The following is a 17,076-nucleotide window of genomic DNA, read 5'->3' as shown; positions in this document are numbered from 1 at the left end:
TCGCCCCCGGAATTTTTATCTATCCTCCCGTTTGGTCTTATTCCCCGTATGGTTCGTGCCTGAAGACGAACTTTCCGATAGTTTTACCGGCGCGAAGCCGCTCTAAAGCCTGGGCACCGTCGCGAATATCGACTTCTTCCTGAATAGGCACCGTCACCTCGCCGGATGCAACCAACGCCAAAGCGCGGCGCAGATAGGCAGTAGCGATATCGGGGTAGGCATTGGAGAGCAGCCCGATGTTGAAGCCCATCATGCTGATGCCGTCGAACCAGAAGGTATTGGTGCCCACCGTCTGATCACCGTCTTGAGCGGCGTTGCCCACCACGATCAGCCGCCCCTCAAAACGCAGAAGTTTAAGGAGTTCGGGGCGGGCACGCCCAGAAACCGGGTCGATAATCACGTCGAATTGCCGCCCGCTCTTATCCGCGAGTTCATCGCGCAGCCACACCTCGTCATAGCCGAGTTCGAGGGCGAGTCGGCGTTTTTCTTCGGTACTGACAATGCCAACCACCTTTTCGGCGCCCATGAGCTTGGCGACCTGCCCGAATTGCGTACCCAAACCGCCCATAGCGGCCTGCACCAGCACGTGTTCGCCGGGCTGCAGACGCGCCGTGCGTTCGAGCGCCGCAAGGGCGGTAGGGGTATTGGCAGGAACGACCGCCGCCAAGGCCGGGTTCATGCCCGCAGGCAGGGGTGCCACAAGGTTTGCCTGCGCCAGGCAGATTTGGCCGAAGCCGCCTCCTGAACCCAGCAGAGTCAGCGGAGCCGCAACCTTGTCTCCCACTCGCAGGCCGGTTACTCCTTCACCGAGGGCATGGATGCGCCCCGCGGCTTCGATACCCGGTGCCCAGGGAAGCGGCAGCTCCGCCATGCCTTCGGCGAGAAGCGCATCAACATACCCGACTCCCGCGTATTCTGCGCGAATGGTAACCTGCCCGGGGCCTGGGGTGGGTTCGGGCACGTCCTGGTACTGCAGCCCGTCGATGCCGGTGTACTGCGTGATGTTGAGGGCTTTCATGGGATTATCCTTTCTATAGCAGATACCTTAATAGTAACAGCTATCTGTTATAGAAGATACAGAAACGTATCTCTCACACAAAGAATGGGTGCTGGCAGTAATACACTCGCCCGTAAAGCGGGAGCATTTTCTTCATCCGGGAGCACTTAAACTGCTCCCGGATGAAGAAAATGCTCCCGAAATTTCTGCTCACCCGAATACCCGAAATAGCGCTGCTTCTAGTGACAGCGAGCCCTCGCTCAAATTACGCCTGCGCCACGGTAAGTGGATGCGCATCCAAGTAAATCACCAAAAGCTCTTCGGTCACGTCAAGCTCATAGGCAAGCGCGGGCAGGTTATCCGGGTAGAAGGCGGCGGCACGGCGCAGATCCCCCGGGTCGATCAGATTTTCTGCGGCCAACAGGTCACAGCTGCGCTCACGGCGTGCACTGTAGGATGCGTCCCAGGCGTCGTGCTCGTCTCCGCGCACGGCGTGCACGAGTTCGTGGGCGAGTACGGAGCGTTCTTGCCGGGTGCGCATTCCTTCGCGCAGGGTAATGGTGCGGCTGGCATGGTCGTAGCGACCGAGCATCCCGTGCCCGGGCGTTCCCCAGACTATATCGACCCCGAGCGTATGTGCATGAGTGTAGGGATCGTAGCTAGGCACCAAAGAATCCCTCCTCACTGTCGTAGATTTCGCCGCGCTTTGCAGCCAGGGCGTAGTCCTCTGCCGTGTATTTGCGCTCCCCTTCGCCGGATGCACCACTCACTGCACCCGCGACTGCTCGCCCAGCTTGTGCGGATGCGGCAGCAGGCACCTCCACGGGGGTGGCGGGAGGCACTGTGGCCCGCACCGACTGTTCCCGAGTTTGCGCCGCCGTCATGCGGCGCAGCACCTCGCCCATTAAGTCTTCGTTGGAAACATCGCGAATAGACCCGCCCACCCGCAGGGATTTGGCGCGAGCGGTGGTGATAAGCCCGCTTTCGACCATGAGGTCGAGCAGGTCAAGCCCGAAGCGGTCGGCTATCTTGACGAGGGTTTCTACATCCATTACTCCAGCACCCGAGAATCGCCGCTGAATAGCGTTGGGGTTCATGCCGAGTTCGGCGGCGAGCGCCCGCTGGGAGAGTCCTGTCTTGTATTTGATGTAGTCACCGATAGCCATGCCACCAGTCTAGCAGACTGATTTATTTTTCGGGTCATAAATATTACAAAGTCATTTATTCTGCCCGAAATTCTAGGGTTTTAATCGTATTTTGCATTAATAATTCAATCAAAACGCATGACTTTTTCTTTCGTTTCGGGTATGCTGGCACAAGATCCCACAGCATACCCCTCCAGATAGAACCTGCCCCCCCCCGTATCTCAACCAGCAGAAAGGACGATATGACACGCACACAAAAACCGCGCCAGCAAAAACAACGAGCAATTCAGCGGTTCAATTGGTTTAAGCATCTCAACGCGATCATTCCTGCGGTAGCCACTCTTCTGCAGGTGTACGGTCTGCTCAGCCATGAGCAGGCGAGCGCCTGGGCTGCGCTGGCATTAACCATCATCAGGTTGTGGTTAAACTGGCGCGCAGAACGGATCTCGCACGCAGCTGAGAGCACCTCACATTCCGTGTCACAACGCAGGTAGTACGTGCGATCTCCAAAAGCGGCGGAGAAAAACGCCCCCGGCATTCTGCCTCTGCTAGAGAAGATTGCGCACCATGAAGGCATCTAAAATCTATCCGAGATTTTAGACCATGAGCTTTCTCAAGATATAAGTTCCCGCAGATTTCCCGCATATATAGGGAGACCTGCGGGAGCTTTATCCGTCTTAAACGCGCTTCCGATAGGTAAACTTTTATACTCGCGGTAGCATGAGTAGCAGACTACCCTACAAAGACGGAGATCCTATGCGTACCCCTCGTACCAGCATCATCATGCCGGTCTACAACACCGCCAACACCGTCATCAACGCCATACAATCCGTCCGAAACCAAACAGACCCCAACTTTGAACTGCTCATCATGATCGACGGATCCCCCGATAACTCCGCCGACATCATCACCGACTACCACAAACAAAACCCCGACACCCGCATCCACATCTTCAACAACCCCAACAACCAAGGTGTCTCCGCCGTACGCAACCAAGGCCTTGACGCCGCCCGCGGCGACTGGATCACCTTCATCGACTCAGACGACGAATATCACCCCGAATTCCTCGAAAAACTTCACGAGGCGGCACGCACTCACGATGCCGACATTGCCGTATGCGGGCATACCATCAGACACAGCGACGGTACTGAAGTGCACCGGGTAAAAGTTACTCCCGGAGTGCACGAAGGCGAAGATATTGCCATTGAGTTTTTGGAAGACCGTTACACCGGGTTCATGTGCGATAAAATTTTCCGTTCCCAGCTATTTGACGGGGTGCGGTTCGCCGAAGACATTCATCGCGCTGAAGACGCCCTCGTTGTCTTTGCCTGCTGCATGAAGGCAAAACGCCTGGTCGGCATTACCGATTACCTCTACACCTACAGGATGGAACAGGGCGGGTTGACCTGGGGGCGCATCACACCCGTTGAAGAGAGTATTCGCCACACCAACTATATGCGCCGCGTTGCCGGAGATTTACTGAAAACCCCGCGAGGCAAAAACGCTTTTGCCGCATCTACAAGCGTCACCTTTCTCAATAATGCGCAGCAGGCTCTTCTTGCAGGCGGTTCGGATGCACCCGCCGTTATCGCCGCATGCCGGAAACAGCTTTCGTGGGGTCAGGTTTTTGCGACTCTGCGTTCACGCCCGCTCATGGGTGCTGCGGGTGCTCTCTTGAAGCTCTCGCCAAAGCTATACCGCGTGCTCTACGGCGCTTATGTCAAACGTAACTATGGCCTTTAACCCTATATCGATCCAGGAAAAATTTTATGCGTACCCCTCGTACCAGCATCATCATGCCGGTCTACAACACCGCCAACACCGTCATCAACGCCATACAATCCGTCCGAAACCAAACAGACCCCAACTTTGAACTGCTCATCATGATCGACGGATCCCCCGATAACTCCGCCGACATCATCACCGACTACCACAAACAAAACCCCGACACCCGCATCCACATCTTCAACAACCCCGAAAACAAAGGCCTCTCTGCCATGCGTAATCAGGGGCTCGAACATGCACGGGGTGAATGGGTAGTTTTCCCCGATTCTGATGATGCCCTCGAACCCACCTTTTTGGAACGGCTACATCAGCAGGCTGAGCTTACCGGTGCAGACGTGGTGAATTGTGCTCATAACATGGTAGATACGCGGGGGCACAAGACTAAACGACTCAAGGGTGCACCGGGTATACGCACCGGTGAACAAGCAGCTTACGAGCTTCTGCAAGATGAACTTTCCCCCTACGCTTGGGATAAAATCATTCGCCGTTCTCTTTTCAACGATGTTCGTTACCCCGATATTGAGCGCGCCGAAGATGAATGTGCTCTCCTCAAGTGCTATTTGGCGGCACAGAGCGTATCAGTGATAGTCGATCCTCTCTACAACTACTCCGTAACTCCAGACAGTCTGACGTGGAGTCGCATCACCCCGGTAGAAGAAACACATCGCCTTATCGCATATTTTGAGGAAGCTCTCGGAGAGCACCGCAGCGAACCCGATGCGCAAAAAGCACTAACCGTCGCACGAGTCCTTGCATTTCTTAACAACGCCCAGCAAGCATTAGTGGTCGGCGGTGACAGTGCACGAGAGACACTACGTGAATGCCGCAAAGGCTTCACCCATGCGCAAGCACTCACAACGCTTCACACCAATCGAATCTTTGGAGCAGCGGGAGTACTTCTTAAAACTTCCCCAAAACTCTACCGTGTTTTATACGGAATATATATAAAACGTACTTATAAAATGTAGAATATAAATTTTGGTACTGTCATGTATCTATAAGCATAAATAGCAGTCATAGAACACAAAGGGTTGGTATGGTAGGCTCCACACGCGATAATTCCCTTCACCTTAAGGGAACAAAATCCTCAAAACAGCGCCGTGTGTACCTTGACCTCATCAATTCGGTGGCAATCATGTGGGTGGTACTCCTGCATGTGCGTTTTATTACCCCGGATAATCCATCATCTTCGGCATGGTGGGTTGAAAATATCCTATCTGGCTTCGGGGTTGCGGCAGTTCCTCTGTTCTTTATGGCAACCGGTATTAATCTCTTGGATTTTACTCGCCGCGAGTCTATAGGAACGTTCTATCGCAAGCGTTTTACCAAAATTCTGATTCCCATGATCTTGTGGGCGCAAATCTATCTTTTCGTTCATATGTGGACGGGCTCTACTCCATTTCCCGGAGTTCACGAAATTCTGCGAACATTAGTAGCTCCCAGCAGCGAGGCAGCCACCTTCTGGTACCTTGAGACCTTAGTCGGCGTCTATTTAGTGCTTCCGATTTTCTCTTACGCCATACGTGGTGTTCAGACGGAACAAGCTACCACGGCACGCACCGGATTCTTCTGGCTTATGGCGGCGCTCGGGCTTTTTCTACCGATTATTACCCAAGCAATCCACCTGATCTACCCTCACGTCCTACCCGAGTTTGTTGCACCCATCACCGGGTATCTTGGGTTCTGTCTTCTTGGGTATGCGCTTGCCAATACCGAATTTTCTCGTGCGTGGCGCATCGTTATTTATCTGTTGGGCATCGTGGGATTAGGAGGATTTATCTTCGGCAGTGCTTATTTAATTGAGCATCGCCCAACATTCGTGCCTCTGGTACACGGATACCTTGCAGTTCCAGCAATTTTATGGGCAAGCGCGGTCTTGGTGTTCTGCAAGTATTCACGTATTGGCCAAGCATCGCCCACGGTGCAGAATATTCTAAAACGCCTTGCGGCCCTCACGTTCGGGGTTTATCTGGTACATCTTCTTATCATCCAAATTCTACAGGCGGTAAACTTCTCTCTGACTAAAGTGCAGTGGGAAGTTCCCTATGCACTCTTCGTGTGGGCTTTATCCGCCGTGATTGTGTGGATGCTGCGGCTCATTCCTCAGGTACGCCGCTGGATTCTGCCCTAATAAGTTTTACCCCGAGAAATCGTCGAGAGGTTTATTCATACAGCGCTGCGAAATTTGTGGAAGCGTAAATTCGCTCTCAATATATAAGTGAGCTCACCGAGAAAGATTGTTAAATTTCTACCGTTAAATAAAATCATTTAAAGTACACTGTTCAGGTAGAATTTAGATAGTTTGTGTCACTCACTGATGATCACGGTAGATCGTCTAATAACTCAGGAGCAACCGCGTGCTGCATAAAAACATACAGAGATACCCTACGCTTTATGAAGGGGTATTTGAGCGTGCCAATTCACTCAATTTTTTAAGACTTATTCTCGCCTCTTGCGTGATTTTCTCCCATACACCCTACCTTGTCATGGGTGCCAAGGTAGATGAGCATCCTCTTGTGCATAACTTTTATGTATTTGGTGACTACGCGGTTAATGCATTTTTCTGTATTTCAGGTTTTCTGATTGCGCATAGCGCCTACCGCAGCGGGGCAGGTTCTTATCTTGTTAAACGTGTGCTCCGTATTTTTCCCGGTTATTGGGTTTCTATTCTTTTTGTGGTTGCTCTTGGCGGCCCGATCTCGGTCATAACGGGGCACACCGCAACGGGGTGGAACTGGGCAGATGCTCTTCACTACATTCGCAGCAATTACGATCTGATGGCACTTCAATATCCGCTCTTTGGCGGGCCCATTGACGTTCCTCTGGAATTTCCTTCATGGAATGGGTCTGTCTGGAGCCTAGAATATGAATTCTTCTGCTATCTCCTATTACTTCCGCTCTTTTACCTACCCTTTATTCGCAAGAATCTGAAAATCTTTATTCCGCTGGCATACCTCATAAGCCTGAGCTACTACCTGTGTAACCAATATCTGGGGTACGACTTTATGAGCCAAGCCTTCGGGCTTCACCCGCGCGACCTCAATGCTTCGGCACGTATGTACCCGCTCTTCTTTGCGGGCTCCCTACTCTACCTGCTGAGCCGCAAAATCAGGGTTTATCCGGTGCTGTCGGTTCTGTGCGTTGCAGCCGGGGTGTACTTCACCTGGTTGGCGCCGCATGCGGATGTTTTGCAGTGGACCCAGCTTATTCTCGCCTACGGAATCATTGGTTTAGGATGCTCCATCAACGTTTCGTGGGCGCGCACCAATGATATTTCCTACGGCGTATATGTGTATGCGTGGCCAGTACAGCAAATCCTGGTGATGCTCGGGTCGGTATCCCTGGGCTTAGCGGCCAATATTTTCTTGGATCTGATACTCACCTTTGGCGTTGCCTGGCTTTCCTGGATGTTTATCGAAAAACCCGCGATGAACCTGGCACGGCACCCTATTGTGACGGGCAGCAAACACAGGAAACCATCCCCGCCGCCTACGCACAGTACATCAGATACGCCCGCATCACAGGCGGATGAGCCCGCAGCAGCTCAGATACCGCGTCCTCTGGGGCATCCCATACAGTTCTCATAAAAGCGTCAAGGGGCGGCTTATCGTAGCCGCCCCTTTTCTATACGTATTAGTGGGTTTCACCTCGTGCGGTATTCTCAACCAGCATCTCCCGTAAAGCCTCGCCCTCACTGAGCGCCTGCGCGGAACGGGCGTGAATCCTCATCGCCGCCAGATGCACCACGAACCCGCAGATAGGGCCCGCATAGAGCGCAACTAGGGCTCGCCCCACCACCGGAAGAGGAGTTAAAAACGCTACCGCGATAACTACCACAGCGGCGGTTGCCCACCCCGTTACATACGCACGATGGCGCCCAATTGCCAACACCATATTCCCCGACAGGGAAATTAACGCCAGCACGGCGGAGGCAAAAACCAATACCGCCATGACTGTACCGGTGATAACTTCGGCATAAGCATCATTCTGATTAGCTTCCGGCGGGTAAATCAGCCTAAAAAGCATAGGAGCTACCAGGTATGCGGCACCGGCGCCGAAAGCCCCAAGCCCCAGCACCGCCACAGCAGGCTTTAGAAAAGCCGCTAACGGGCGATGCTGCTGCTTCAAGAACGCCGAAACAGCCACCCCCTGAAACGCCTGCAAGGGAATCATAATCGGCGAGCGCGTAATAGAAATCGCCAAAAAGAGCGCACCCATAACGAGTTTGGTGTGTTCACTCTGGTTCGGCTCGCTGCCGTCCAAAATATTGGGAAAGCCCATCATAATCACAGCAGCGGATGCCGAGGACAGGAACGACCAGATCAGGTTCATGCTGAGCTGTTTGACCTCAATATCGGCGCGTGCCGCCCAGGCTTTGCGCCCGCCGGGAAGAAAGAGGGCAAGAAGTATCCACAACGCCATAGGGGTTACGGTGGCGACTTCCAGACCCGTGAGCGTGGGAACCGCGAATGCTGCGGCGATCATCAGCACGAGACGACCCGCCGATTCTAGGGCACCGATCCCGGCGAAGAGATACCAGCTGTCGCGCCCAGCACTGGCACCGCTCATGGTTGCCTGCAATGCGTAAAAGGCTACACCTGCGGCAATGGATCCTACCGCCCACGGGGTATTTGTAGGAATTTGATCATGCGCCCACAGCGGGGAGGTGAGCACCACGAGAAGCCCCGCTAACAGACCGAAAGCACCGGCAACATATACCACGCGCACCCGGTATACGCCGTCACGCCGTGCTGCGCCAACCGCGCGGGTTACTTCCGGCTGAATGCCCGTAATAATACCGGTTACCGCGAAGAGCGCACCCCAGAACAGCAGAAACTCTTTCATCTGGATACCGCCGAGCGCATGATTAGCGATAACGGTAGTGCCTAAAGTCGCCAGCGCCGTCAGCACCGAGGACGCTAAAAGCGCCATCGATTGATACCGGCTGATAGTCCCGCCGGCTGTGCCCTGCTGATCCGTATTCTCGGGGATTATGTTCTCTGGGGCGGGGTCATCCTGGGGTGTGTTCTTCGCGCCAGCCATTGGACCTTACTTCACCACATGAATGGCAAGGTTCTTCACACCCTGCCATTTCTTCGCCAGGGCCGCCTTCGGAAGCAGCGTCAGCGCGTGAGCACGGGATGAAAAGCGGATGCGCGCCACCCGCGCTGCCTTCTTCCACCCGAGCTCGTCCATCTCTGCGGCCATCGTCTTGTAGTAGCCGCGTTCCTCTTCAAAGCGGGTGCCTTCCAGGGCACGCCATGACGAATCGGAACCGCCGTGACGCCGGTACATGAAGGCTACCTGCGGATCGTAGTAGAGGGCGCCGCCGCGCATCGTAATGTCGAGGATAAGCGCCATGTCTTGGATAACGTTAAGACCTTCACGGAATCCGGTATCTACAATAGCCTCAGCACGCCAACCGAGCGAGGGGAAATAGAACCAGGCGCCACGCAGCAGAGAAACCGCGAGTTCTTCACCCTGAAGAACAGCCTCTGCCGCAGGACGGTAGTGTTCTTTCGTACGCTCCACAAGGGTGTTAGACAGCGCATTATTCTCATCAATAACCACCACACCGGGCTGGAAAATACTGGCTTCTGGGTGGGCGGCGGCGGAATCTACCAGCCACTGCACATAGTTGGGGAGCATCACGTCATCCGCGCCCATAACGGTTACAAGGTCGTTCTCTACGAAGGTCAGACACTTACGGTAGTTGGCGTTTGCGCCCAGATTCGTTTCGTTGCGCATATAGGTGATGCGCTCATCGTTCAGCGAGGCAAACCAGCCGGGGATAGACTCGTCCGGGTAGCCGTCATCCACTACAATCAGGCGCCAGTCGGGGTTGGTCTGCCGCACGATAGAGAGCACAGCCTGCTTCATCATTGAAACATCGCCGTAGTAGGGGAAGAGGATATCAACGGTCATCGTGTTCAGCTCCAGAGGTTGAGTCTTGGGGGTCTTGATCGGGATCTTGCGGGGTGCGATGCGCTGGCGCACCACCGGGCTGCTCGTGAAGCGCCCGCAAGATAGCAACTTCTTCGGCAAGGATGCGCGTCTTCTCCGAAAGCCTAGAGACCTCTAAGGTGAGGTGCAGGCATACGGACATCAACAGCACGATAGAGAGCAGGAAGAGCAGGTTAACCGGCAGCGTTAAACCCACAAATTCGGTAATACCGTCCAGCAGTCCGGGGAATATTCCCAGCACAATAATGGCAGCACCGACGCCCAGCCACAGGGCCGCGTATTTTTCTTTCATCTTCAGGTTGCGCACCTGAATAATAACGAGCGTACAAATACACAGCGCAACGATAAGGAAGAATATACTAGCGCTCATGCTGATCCTTCCTATCAGTCTTTTTACGGTTCATCGAAATCCAGTAGGCAAAGAGTGAACGAACAAGATAAACCGCCGATTTCACCGGACCGGAGGAAGGGGTTCCGCCTTGACGCTCGCGCATTCTCACGGGGGTCTGCTTCACACGCAGACCCTGTCGAATAGCCATAGCGGTAACGTCGATGGTATCGCCTAAATACTCGGCGGGCAGGAATTTACAGTAGAACTTGATACCTCTGCGGTTGGCGATTTTGAATCCGCTCGTCACATCGGTGAAAGGGGTTTTCGCGGCGCGGGTGAAAAGGTGTGAAAGCAGGTTCATCGCCCATTTCCGAGGGCCAGATACGTTGTAGTCGCCCGAGCCCGCAAATCGGGAGCCAATAACAATATCCCAGTCCTGCGCGTGCGCAATCAAATCTGGAATGCACATAGGATCATGTTGACCGTCGGAATCCACCTGCATCGCATAATCGTAGTCGGCTCGGCGAGCATATTTATACCCGGTGCGCATTGCCGCCCCTACCCCCATGTTGTAGGGCAGATCGATCACAAAAGCACCGGCTCTGCGCGCGATTTCTGAAGTATGATCCGTGGAGCCATCATTCACCACAACCAGGTCTACCTCGGGAACCCTCTGTAAGAGCTCAGTGATGGTGTTACCGATAACCTCTTCCTCATTCCACGCAGGCATAATGACGAGTGTGCGCGGCGTCGGCTGCGAACTCTCTGAACTCATGCGTAGGGGATTCCTCTCGGTGATACTGGAATACACGTGTTATGACTGTACTCAGTCTATCAGTCAAAGGCAGAGAGCACTGAAACACTCGTGACAGCCGCCGCTACCCCCGTGTATGTCTACTCCGCCGAGCTCAACAGGGAATACCGCTCATTACTGAGGGGTGCCACAAGCCGTAATGCGGTAAAGAGTTGCCTCGCCCTTGGAGTACACAGGCTCTGCAACACCTTTCTGCTGCAGATTTTCCAGACCGGGGTACTGGGAATGGTGATCTCCACGAATCTCTTCGTTAATCTCCCGTCCCTTAAAGTCCAGGTAGTAGTATGCCTTTGAATTTTGCACCGCAGAGCATACGGCAGGGTTATCGGCGGCCTCATTGAGGTGCTGATAGATCTCGCGGGCATCGGGGGTAGCCGTGTACAGAGGATGCGCAGCCGTCACCTTATATCCGGTGAGCGCATACGTCACTGCGCTGCCGGTCCAGGGCTGCACAATTACGGTCTCTCCAGTTGGCACGTAATCATGCAGATGCTCAATCACGTCACGTTCATCGGTCGAGAGGAGCAAGGCGTCTGACTTGGGAAGATACCGTTCCTGGGTGCCCTTAATATAACCCTGGATATTAGGATCTGTCTGCAGGTTGATACCCAGCGGAATCAAGAGAATAACTGCCAGCGCCAAGGATATAATTCCGCCGTGTTCTTTAAGTGGTGCGATGCGCTCGCCCAGAACCGCAATCACCGCTTTAAGCCACTGATACGCGGCGTGCACGCCAACAACGGCCATCGGAGCCGCCAGAATTGGCACATTCGCGGCCAGGCGGAACGGATCGTGGTACCACACGCCCAAAACCCAGTCGCGCCCGTCGTCCCAGACCATCCACCGGGCGGCAACATAGAAGTACATCACATACACCCAGCTGAGCAGCAGCCAAACGCCGATGCTTCGGGTACGCAGCAGATAGTACGCGCCCATCAAAGCAAGCACGGAAACGGTCCAGAGCAAACCATTACTCATTTGACCGTTCAGAAGAGCTTCACCCACGGCCGTGCTGTCCCATTGTGTGGGTTCCCAGCCGCCCGCCTCGCGAGGCGGACGAACGATACCCCACAGGATATTTAGGGTAATCGGGTATATCGCCAAGAGAACTAACTGTATAACGCAAACAAGCGGTTTGAGTTCGCCGCGCCACGCCGCACGAATCTGAAGCACCGCACGCACCAAAATAATAGGCAGAGCGAGCGCGAGCATGGTCATCAAGACGTTAGGATGCGCCAGTGCGAGCCCTAGCGCCATGAAAAAGCCCATGTACAGCGCCGGAACCGTCTCGATGCGGCGCACCTGTACCGTGCGCAGAAGCTGGGCGAACAGCCCCAGCACGGTGGGAAGAAGCGCAAGACCCAGGCTATTGGGGTAGAGCACACCGAAGTTGATGAGCAGCATGGGGAACGCCGTAAACGATGCCGAAACAACGCCCACGCTGAGCAGGGCCGGAATGCTGGCGCGCATCGTGGAACGCACCAAATACATGACCGACAGCGGCCAGATTACCGCCCCCACCAACACGCTCATAAGGTTTGCGGTAGCGGGTACGCTTATGCCCGTTACCTGGTAGATAACCGTGGCAATACCGTGCCAAACGGCGGGATAGAAAGTTGGTGCTTCCCCGCCCGAGGTCATATTTGCGATGGTCAGCGAGGAAGCATCGCCTGTATCTGCCATATAGCGAATGGCGTTGAGGTGAAAGTTTACGTCATAGGTTTGCGAAATGTATTCGGGGCGTCCGATAGCGCGGGCAATGCTGATGTACAGCAAGATAAAGCCGACGAGAACGCTAAGCCCCGCCGCAAGAGTCTGCGGGGTAAACCAGCCAGAACGCACAATTGCGGTGTTTTCCTGCTGATCGCGCCGTTTCTGTGGGGCGGGAAAATCCAGCCAGCCTCGACTGCCAAGCAGACGACAGATCAAATACCCCAGACCGGCGAGAATAACCGCGAAAGCGAGCGGAATCAGGAATGAAAAACGCACTCCCACTTTGGAGGCAAAAATCGCGCTCACCCCAAATATACCCACGGAAATAGGGGCGGCAAGACCTAACGCTTCCACGCCGCGCTGCCGCATAGCCAAAGCAACGATAAGACCCGGAATAAGGATTATCAGAGCACCCACTATCAACGGGATAGTGAGCGAAGCCCAGGTCGTTTCCATGCGGTTATCTCCTTGTGACTATGTTTTGCCGTGGCGGGCTCAAGTGTGCCGTATGCTGCTTGTGTACGTTTTATATGTGTTGCGATGTAAACCTTTAGTTTCCATAGTAGTGGCAATACGCCTGAGTACAATTTTTCACACCTTTTTGTGTATGTCTGTGTGGCGATTCATAGGTTTCCGCGAGGTATCAGCGGCATACGATTCGCTGAGAGAGCCTTTCCGAATGTTTTGCGCGGTTATCCCCGGAACTCGATGGTCTTTGTGCGTTTCAAATACCGGAACCTGCTGCATCACAAATTCCGGAGCAGGTTTGCTTTCGGTCATGGAGCCTCCACCTGTTGTACTGTGGACGCATTCGACACAGAAACCTGCCAAAATCCCAGGTTTTATTACGTAATGTTGCTTGGTTCCCGTCATAAAAGCCCTGTCAGAGAAATATTGAGCAATAAACGTGTGCTGGGGGCGGCGGCGTTTTACTCTAAAGATAGTTTGCCCCACATTCACTGGCGGTGCAGTATGAGAAAGGTCTTAACTATGGCTGAGCCTCTAGAATCAGAAACATCAGAGCTTTTCAAACAAGCATTCGGGCATCATCCTGCCGGAGTTGCCGTTATTACCGCCACCGATGATGCTGGCGAACCTGCGGGTTTTACCGCGTCCTCACTCACCTCGGTCGCCGCCGAACCCGCGATTGTAGCGTTCTCCCTCAAGGCAGACAGCGGATCTGCCGGTAAGATCGCGGCCGCTCCCTCATTCCTCATCCACATGCTTGATGCCGAGAATGTGCAGCTCGCCAAGAATTTTGCCACCCACGGCTACCCTCGTTTTGCGGATAAGTCTTCATGGGAGTTCCTCTCCAGCGGCGAGCCGCTCGTGCATGGGGTGCGGCGTGTGCTGCGTGCCACCCCGCTCAGCCGTGTGGAGGCTGGCCCCGCTCTCGTATTCACCGCCAGGGTCGAGGAGTTTATTCGTCACGATTTGGGCGGCACTCCCCTGGTTTATCATTCGCGTTCATTCCATGCGCTCGGAAAGCATTCCAACGTAGACTACGCCATCTGAATCTGCCGCAGACTGCATCATATGGCTGCATCAAGGCTTTTGGGAGTGAATTAAAGAGTTAGAAAACCCGCTTTAATTCACTCCCAAGAGCCTTTTTACTATGCATGAAAGCCAATTCACAGGTCCATAGAGGCGGCAGACGCGCTAAGGTATTAAGAGAACGTAAGCCACATAACCCCACACAGAGCCACAGCATCGAAGGAGAATCCGTGAGCACCGAGGACCCCGCCCAGAGCGCAGCGCACGCCGGCGGCACAGTATCCGACATCCCTATAGAGCCTCAGTCCTTGGAGTGGATGTGCCGCCTAGTTGCCATTCCCAGCATTTCAGGCACCTCAAATCTGGGCGTTATCGAGCTTATCGAGGCGGAATTCGCGCGCTACGGGTACACCGGGCAGCGCACTTATAACGCGGATCAGACTCGCGCGAACCTGTGGGTTACCGTGCCCGCTGCTGATGGTTCGACTGAGGGCGGCATCGTGATTTCCGGTCACACCGATGTGGTTCCGGTCGAGGGGCAAACCTGGGATTCCGATCCGTTCACGCTGCGGGTTGAGGGTTCGCGCGCCTACGGGCGTGGCGTATGCGATATGAAAGGCTTCCTGGGTGTGGCACTGTGGCTTTTGCCGCAGGTCGCACGGGCGCAGCTGAGGGTTCCGCTGCATTTCGCGTTCTCCTACGACGAGGAAATCGGGTGCGTGGGCGCCCCCACCATGCTTAAAGATGTTGTGAACCGCAATATCAGACCTCAGTTCGCGATCGTGGGTGAGCCGTCGAGTATGCGCGTGATTTCTGCGCATAAGGGGGCGCATCGTGGTCGCGTGGAGATCACCGGCACGGCGAAGCACGCATCGTTGGCGCCGCACGGCGTGAGCGCGGTCAATGCCGCTGGCGAGTTCATTACTTTCTTCTCTCGCCTCGCCGACACGTGGCAGTCTGAGGGGCCTTTTGACGATGCATTCATGGTTCCCTATGCGACCGGCGGCGTGAATTTTGTGCGCGGCGGGCTGCAATACAATATTGTGGCAGAATACGCCGAGCTTGAGTACGATCTGCGCACGCTCCCCTCAATGACCACCGAGTCTGTGGTGGAGTTGATTGAGGATGAGCTTTTCGACAAGATCCTGCCGAATTTGAAGGCGCGTGCTCAGAAGGCAGAGGAGCTTTCCGGCGCACATTCGGGGGTTTTGCAGGAGCGTGTTCAGATCAAACATGAGCTTCTTGCCGCCGTGCCCGGCCTGGGAACGGCAGACGACGCCCCCATCATAGCCCTCATGAACGAGCTTTTAGGCACGAACGAGGCCCCCGAAAAAGTCACCTACGGTACGGAGGCGGGGCAATTCCAGCGCGCGGGTATTGAGAGCGTGGTATGCGGCCCCGGCGATATCGCCCAAGCGCACTCCGCCAATGAATGGATTGAGCTGGAACAGCTTCGCGAATGCGAGCGCTTCTTTGAGGCAATCCTGAGGTGGGCCTCGCAGTAGGATCATCCCCCGCTTTTCTACCTGGCGAGTTATTGCGCATGCGGCGACTTAATAACCCGCGAAATGCACAATAACTCACCGAATAGAAAGTCTGCGTGAGGCGCACCCACCTAGGACATTTTCATAAAATGATTGTTATAATTCATGTTATGAAAACGTCTGCACCCACGCTACTGCCCCTGCTGCGCAGCAACCTGCAAGGTGAGGTGACTGCACTTCTTTTTCTGCATCCCGAACGGCAGTACACGGTTTCCGAAATTGCGGCTCTTACGAATGCATCGCAGGCTACCGTCTCGCGGGAACTGAGCCGACTTGAGAACGCAGGGCTATTAGAGTCTCGCCAGGTTGGCAAAAGTCGCCTCGTCAATGCGCTTGTGCATACCCCAGTTGGGCAAGCGTTGCAGCAGCTTATGTATGTTACCTACGGTCCCGTCCCGGCGCTTCGTGAGGCTTTAGCACAGGTTCCGCGTCTTGAAGCTGCGGCAATTTACGGCTCGTGGGCCAAGCGCCGCAGTGGAGAGCCCGGGCAAGTTCCCCACGACCTTGATGTGCTCGCTATCGGCACTCCATCACGACATGCTCTTTACGAGGCTATTGATGATGTTGAGCAGCGTCTCGGTCTAGAAATCAACGTCAAAAAACTCTCTCGTGAAGGCTGGAATTCGGATGATCCTTTCGTAAAAACCGTGCGTTCGCGCCCCATAACCCCGCTTTTCGGCGATTTAGGAGATAACGATGACTGAAAGGCCAAAACCGGCTAAGCCTATGAAAAACTCGTGGACAACTGGGCGTGAGAAAGTTACTGAGCTTCTGGGCAGAGGAGAGCTAGAGCATGTTGAGGTAAACCCCGAACATGCCAAAGCTTTGATAAACCGTGCAGATAAACACCTTGCGACGGCACACATGCTCGTTGAGACTGATCCGGAAGGCGCATACACCCTGCTCTATGATGCATCCCGATTGGCTTTGACCGCAGCGCTTGCAGTGCAGGGGTTACGCCCTACAACTCGTGGAGGACATGTGGTCGTAGGAGACGCATTGCGTGCCCAGCGCGGTCCGCACGATATGGTGAGCAAAATTTTTTCCCGCCTGCGCCGCACTCGGCATGAAGTCGAATACCCAGATGTAGATTATGAACCCGTATCTTCGGATGAAGCCGAAGAAGCTCTGGAAGATGCGCGGTATATTGTGGCTCAGATGAAGAAGTTTATTCCGCAGCTGGGTGCTTTTGTAGGGTAGAGCTTCTATTGGATTAAGCCCGACCCAGATATAGACGAGGAATTATGTATCCGGCGAGTTATTGTGCATTTCGCGGGTTATTTCGCCGC

The 17,076-nt window shown here is 54.5% G+C and carries 17 protein-coding genes; 9 read left to right on the top strand and 8 right to left on the bottom strand.

The window, feature by feature from the left end; genetic code table 11:
• Positions 1-37 precede the first annotated feature (37 nt).
• From HMPREF2981_RS06020 to HMPREF2981_RS06010, 3 genes are all read right to left on the bottom strand, one after another.
• Positions 38-1,018: a quinone oxidoreductase family protein gene (locus HMPREF2981_RS06020; protein WP_048779557.1), complete on the bottom strand. Its 981-nt coding sequence runs from the start codon at positions 1,016-1,018 to the stop codon at positions 38-40.
• A gap of 244 nt (positions 1,019-1,262) precedes the next feature.
• On the bottom strand, positions 1,263-1,664 hold the full coding sequence (locus tag HMPREF2981_RS06015; protein WP_048753507.1) for an ImmA/IrrE family metallo-endopeptidase: 402 nt from the start codon (positions 1,662-1,664) through the stop codon (positions 1,263-1,265).
• Positions 1,657-2,163: a helix-turn-helix domain-containing protein gene (locus tag HMPREF2981_RS06010; protein WP_070661653.1), complete on the bottom strand. Its 507-nt coding sequence runs from the start codon at positions 2,161-2,163 to the stop codon at positions 1,657-1,659. The genes HMPREF2981_RS06015 and HMPREF2981_RS06010 overlap by 8 nt, the downstream gene beginning before the upstream one ends.
• A 221-nt stretch (positions 2,164-2,384) precedes the next feature.
• On the opposite strand from HMPREF2981_RS06010, the gene HMPREF2981_RS06005 reads away from it, so the two are divergent.
• The 5 genes from HMPREF2981_RS06005 to HMPREF2981_RS05985 all read left to right on the top strand — a co-directional run bounded on the left by HMPREF2981_RS06005 (position 2,385) and on the right by HMPREF2981_RS05985 (position 7,514).
• Complete coding sequence (locus HMPREF2981_RS06005; protein ID WP_070661651.1) at positions 2,385-2,636, top strand: hypothetical protein; 252 nt, start codon at positions 2,385-2,387, stop codon at positions 2,634-2,636.
• A 262-nt stretch (positions 2,637-2,898) separates the two neighbouring features.
• Positions 2,899-3,885, top strand: coding sequence for a glycosyltransferase family 2 protein (locus HMPREF2981_RS06000; protein ID WP_070661649.1), 987 nt, complete (start codon positions 2,899-2,901; stop codon positions 3,883-3,885).
• 26 nt (positions 3,886-3,911) lie between these two features.
• Complete coding sequence (locus tag HMPREF2981_RS05995) at positions 3,912-4,895, top strand: glycosyltransferase family 2 protein (RefSeq protein ID WP_070661646.1); 984 nt, start codon at positions 3,912-3,914, stop codon at positions 4,893-4,895.
• A gap of 68 nt (positions 4,896-4,963) precedes the next feature.
• Positions 4,964-6,058: an acyltransferase gene (locus tag HMPREF2981_RS05990; protein ID WP_070661643.1), complete on the top strand. Its 1,095-nt coding sequence runs from the start codon at positions 4,964-4,966 to the stop codon at positions 6,056-6,058.
• A gap of 226 nt (positions 6,059-6,284) precedes the next feature.
• On the top strand, positions 6,285-7,514 hold the full coding sequence (locus HMPREF2981_RS05985) for an acyltransferase family protein (RefSeq protein WP_246825347.1): 1,230 nt from the start codon (positions 6,285-6,287) through the stop codon (positions 7,512-7,514).
• 46 nt (positions 7,515-7,560) lie between these two features.
• Here the strand turns inward: HMPREF2981_RS05985 and HMPREF2981_RS05980 are convergent, their stop codons facing one another.
• From HMPREF2981_RS05980 to HMPREF2981_RS05960, 5 genes are all read right to left on the bottom strand, one after another.
• Complete coding sequence (locus HMPREF2981_RS05980) at positions 7,561-8,970, bottom strand: hypothetical protein (RefSeq protein WP_070661641.1); 1,410 nt, start codon at positions 8,968-8,970, stop codon at positions 7,561-7,563.
• Positions 8,971-8,976: 6 nt separating this feature from the next.
• On the bottom strand, positions 8,977-9,852 hold the full coding sequence (locus HMPREF2981_RS05975) for a glycosyltransferase family 2 protein (protein ID WP_070661638.1): 876 nt from the start codon (positions 9,850-9,852) through the stop codon (positions 8,977-8,979).
• Complete coding sequence (locus tag HMPREF2981_RS05970; protein ID WP_004005880.1) at positions 9,842-10,261, bottom strand: DUF2304 domain-containing protein; 420 nt, start codon at positions 10,259-10,261, stop codon at positions 9,842-9,844. The genes HMPREF2981_RS05975 and HMPREF2981_RS05970 overlap by 11 nt, the downstream gene beginning before the upstream one ends.
• Entirely contained in the window at positions 10,251-10,997 is a 747-nt protein-coding gene (locus tag HMPREF2981_RS05965) for a glycosyltransferase family 2 protein (protein WP_070661635.1), read from the bottom strand. Before HMPREF2981_RS05965 ends, HMPREF2981_RS05970 begins: the two co-directional genes overlap by 11 nt.
• Before the next feature lie 153 nt (positions 10,998-11,150).
• Positions 11,151-13,205: a DUF6541 family protein gene (locus HMPREF2981_RS05960; protein ID WP_070661632.1), complete on the bottom strand. Its 2,055-nt coding sequence runs from the start codon at positions 13,203-13,205 to the stop codon at positions 11,151-11,153.
• Positions 13,206-13,739: 534 nt separating this feature from the next.
• On the opposite strand from HMPREF2981_RS05960, the gene HMPREF2981_RS05950 reads away from it, so the two are divergent.
• The 4 genes from HMPREF2981_RS05950 (at position 13,740) to HMPREF2981_RS05935 (ending at position 16,987) form a co-directional block, all read left to right on the top strand.
• Positions 13,740-14,264 carry a flavin reductase family protein gene (locus HMPREF2981_RS05950; RefSeq protein ID WP_004005883.1) on the top strand — a complete coding sequence of 175 codons (525 nt, stop codon included), beginning with the start codon at positions 13,740-13,742 and terminating at the stop codon, positions 14,262-14,264.
• A gap of 209 nt (positions 14,265-14,473) precedes the next feature.
• Positions 14,474-15,748, top strand: a complete 1,275-nt coding sequence (gene argE, locus HMPREF2981_RS05945) for an acetylornithine deacetylase (protein ID WP_083313865.1) — start codon at positions 14,474-14,476, stop codon at positions 15,746-15,748.
• A gap of 149 nt (positions 15,749-15,897) precedes the next feature.
• Entirely contained in the window at positions 15,898-16,491 is a 594-nt protein-coding gene (locus tag HMPREF2981_RS05940) for a helix-turn-helix domain-containing protein (protein WP_070661749.1), read from the top strand.
• On the top strand, positions 16,484-16,987 hold the full coding sequence (locus tag HMPREF2981_RS05935) for a HEPN domain-containing protein (RefSeq protein ID WP_083313864.1): 504 nt from the start codon (positions 16,484-16,486) through the stop codon (positions 16,985-16,987). Before HMPREF2981_RS05940 ends, HMPREF2981_RS05935 begins: the two co-directional genes overlap by 8 nt.
• Positions 16,988-17,076 lie beyond the last annotated feature (89 nt).

It is taken from the genome of Rothia sp. HMSC069C01 (assembly GCF_001814655.1).
GTDB lineage: Bacteria > Actinomycetota > Actinomycetes > Actinomycetales > Micrococcaceae > Rothia > Rothia dentocariosa.
Note: the sequence above shows the minus strand (reverse complement) of the source record. Positions and strands in the feature narration are given on the sequence as shown.

Coding starts and splice junctions, on each gene's coding strand:
- HMPREF2981_RS05995 (WP_070661646.1), top strand. CDS start 3,912: ATGCGTACCCCTCGTACCAGCATCATCATGCCGGTCTACAACACCGCC.
- HMPREF2981_RS06005 (WP_070661651.1), top strand. CDS start 2,385: ATGACACGCACACAAAAACCGCGCCAGCAAAAACAACGAGCAATTCAG.
- HMPREF2981_RS05980 (WP_070661641.1), bottom strand. CDS start 8,970: ATGGCTGGCGCGAAGAACACACCCCAGGATGACCCCGCCCCAGAGAAC.
- HMPREF2981_RS05970 (WP_004005880.1), bottom strand. CDS start 10,261: ATGAGCGCTAGTATATTCTTCCTTATCGTTGCGCTGTGTATTTGTACG.
- HMPREF2981_RS05960 (WP_070661632.1), bottom strand. CDS start 13,205: ATGGAAACGACCTGGGCTTCGCTCACTATCCCGTTGATAGTGGGTGCT.
- HMPREF2981_RS05950 (WP_004005883.1), top strand. CDS start 13,740: ATGGCTGAGCCTCTAGAATCAGAAACATCAGAGCTTTTCAAACAAGCA.
- HMPREF2981_RS05975 (WP_070661638.1), bottom strand. CDS start 9,852: ATGACCGTTGATATCCTCTTCCCCTACTACGGCGATGTTTCAATGATG.
- HMPREF2981_RS05935 (WP_083313864.1), top strand. CDS start 16,484: ATGACTGAAAGGCCAAAACCGGCTAAGCCTATGAAAAACTCGTGGACA.
- HMPREF2981_RS06000 (WP_070661649.1), top strand. CDS start 2,899: ATGCGTACCCCTCGTACCAGCATCATCATGCCGGTCTACAACACCGCC.
- HMPREF2981_RS05965 (WP_070661635.1), bottom strand. CDS start 10,997: ATGAGTTCAGAGAGTTCGCAGCCGACGCCGCGCACACTCGTCATTATG.
- HMPREF2981_RS06010 (WP_070661653.1), bottom strand. CDS start 2,163: ATGGCTATCGGTGACTACATCAAATACAAGACAGGACTCTCCCAGCGG.
- HMPREF2981_RS06020 (WP_048779557.1), bottom strand. CDS start 1,018: ATGAAAGCCCTCAACATCACGCAGTACACCGGCATCGACGGGCTGCAG.
- HMPREF2981_RS05940 (WP_070661749.1), top strand. CDS start 15,898: ATGAAAACGTCTGCACCCACGCTACTGCCCCTGCTGCGCAGCAACCTG.
- HMPREF2981_RS05990 (WP_070661643.1), top strand. CDS start 4,964: ATGGTAGGCTCCACACGCGATAATTCCCTTCACCTTAAGGGAACAAAA.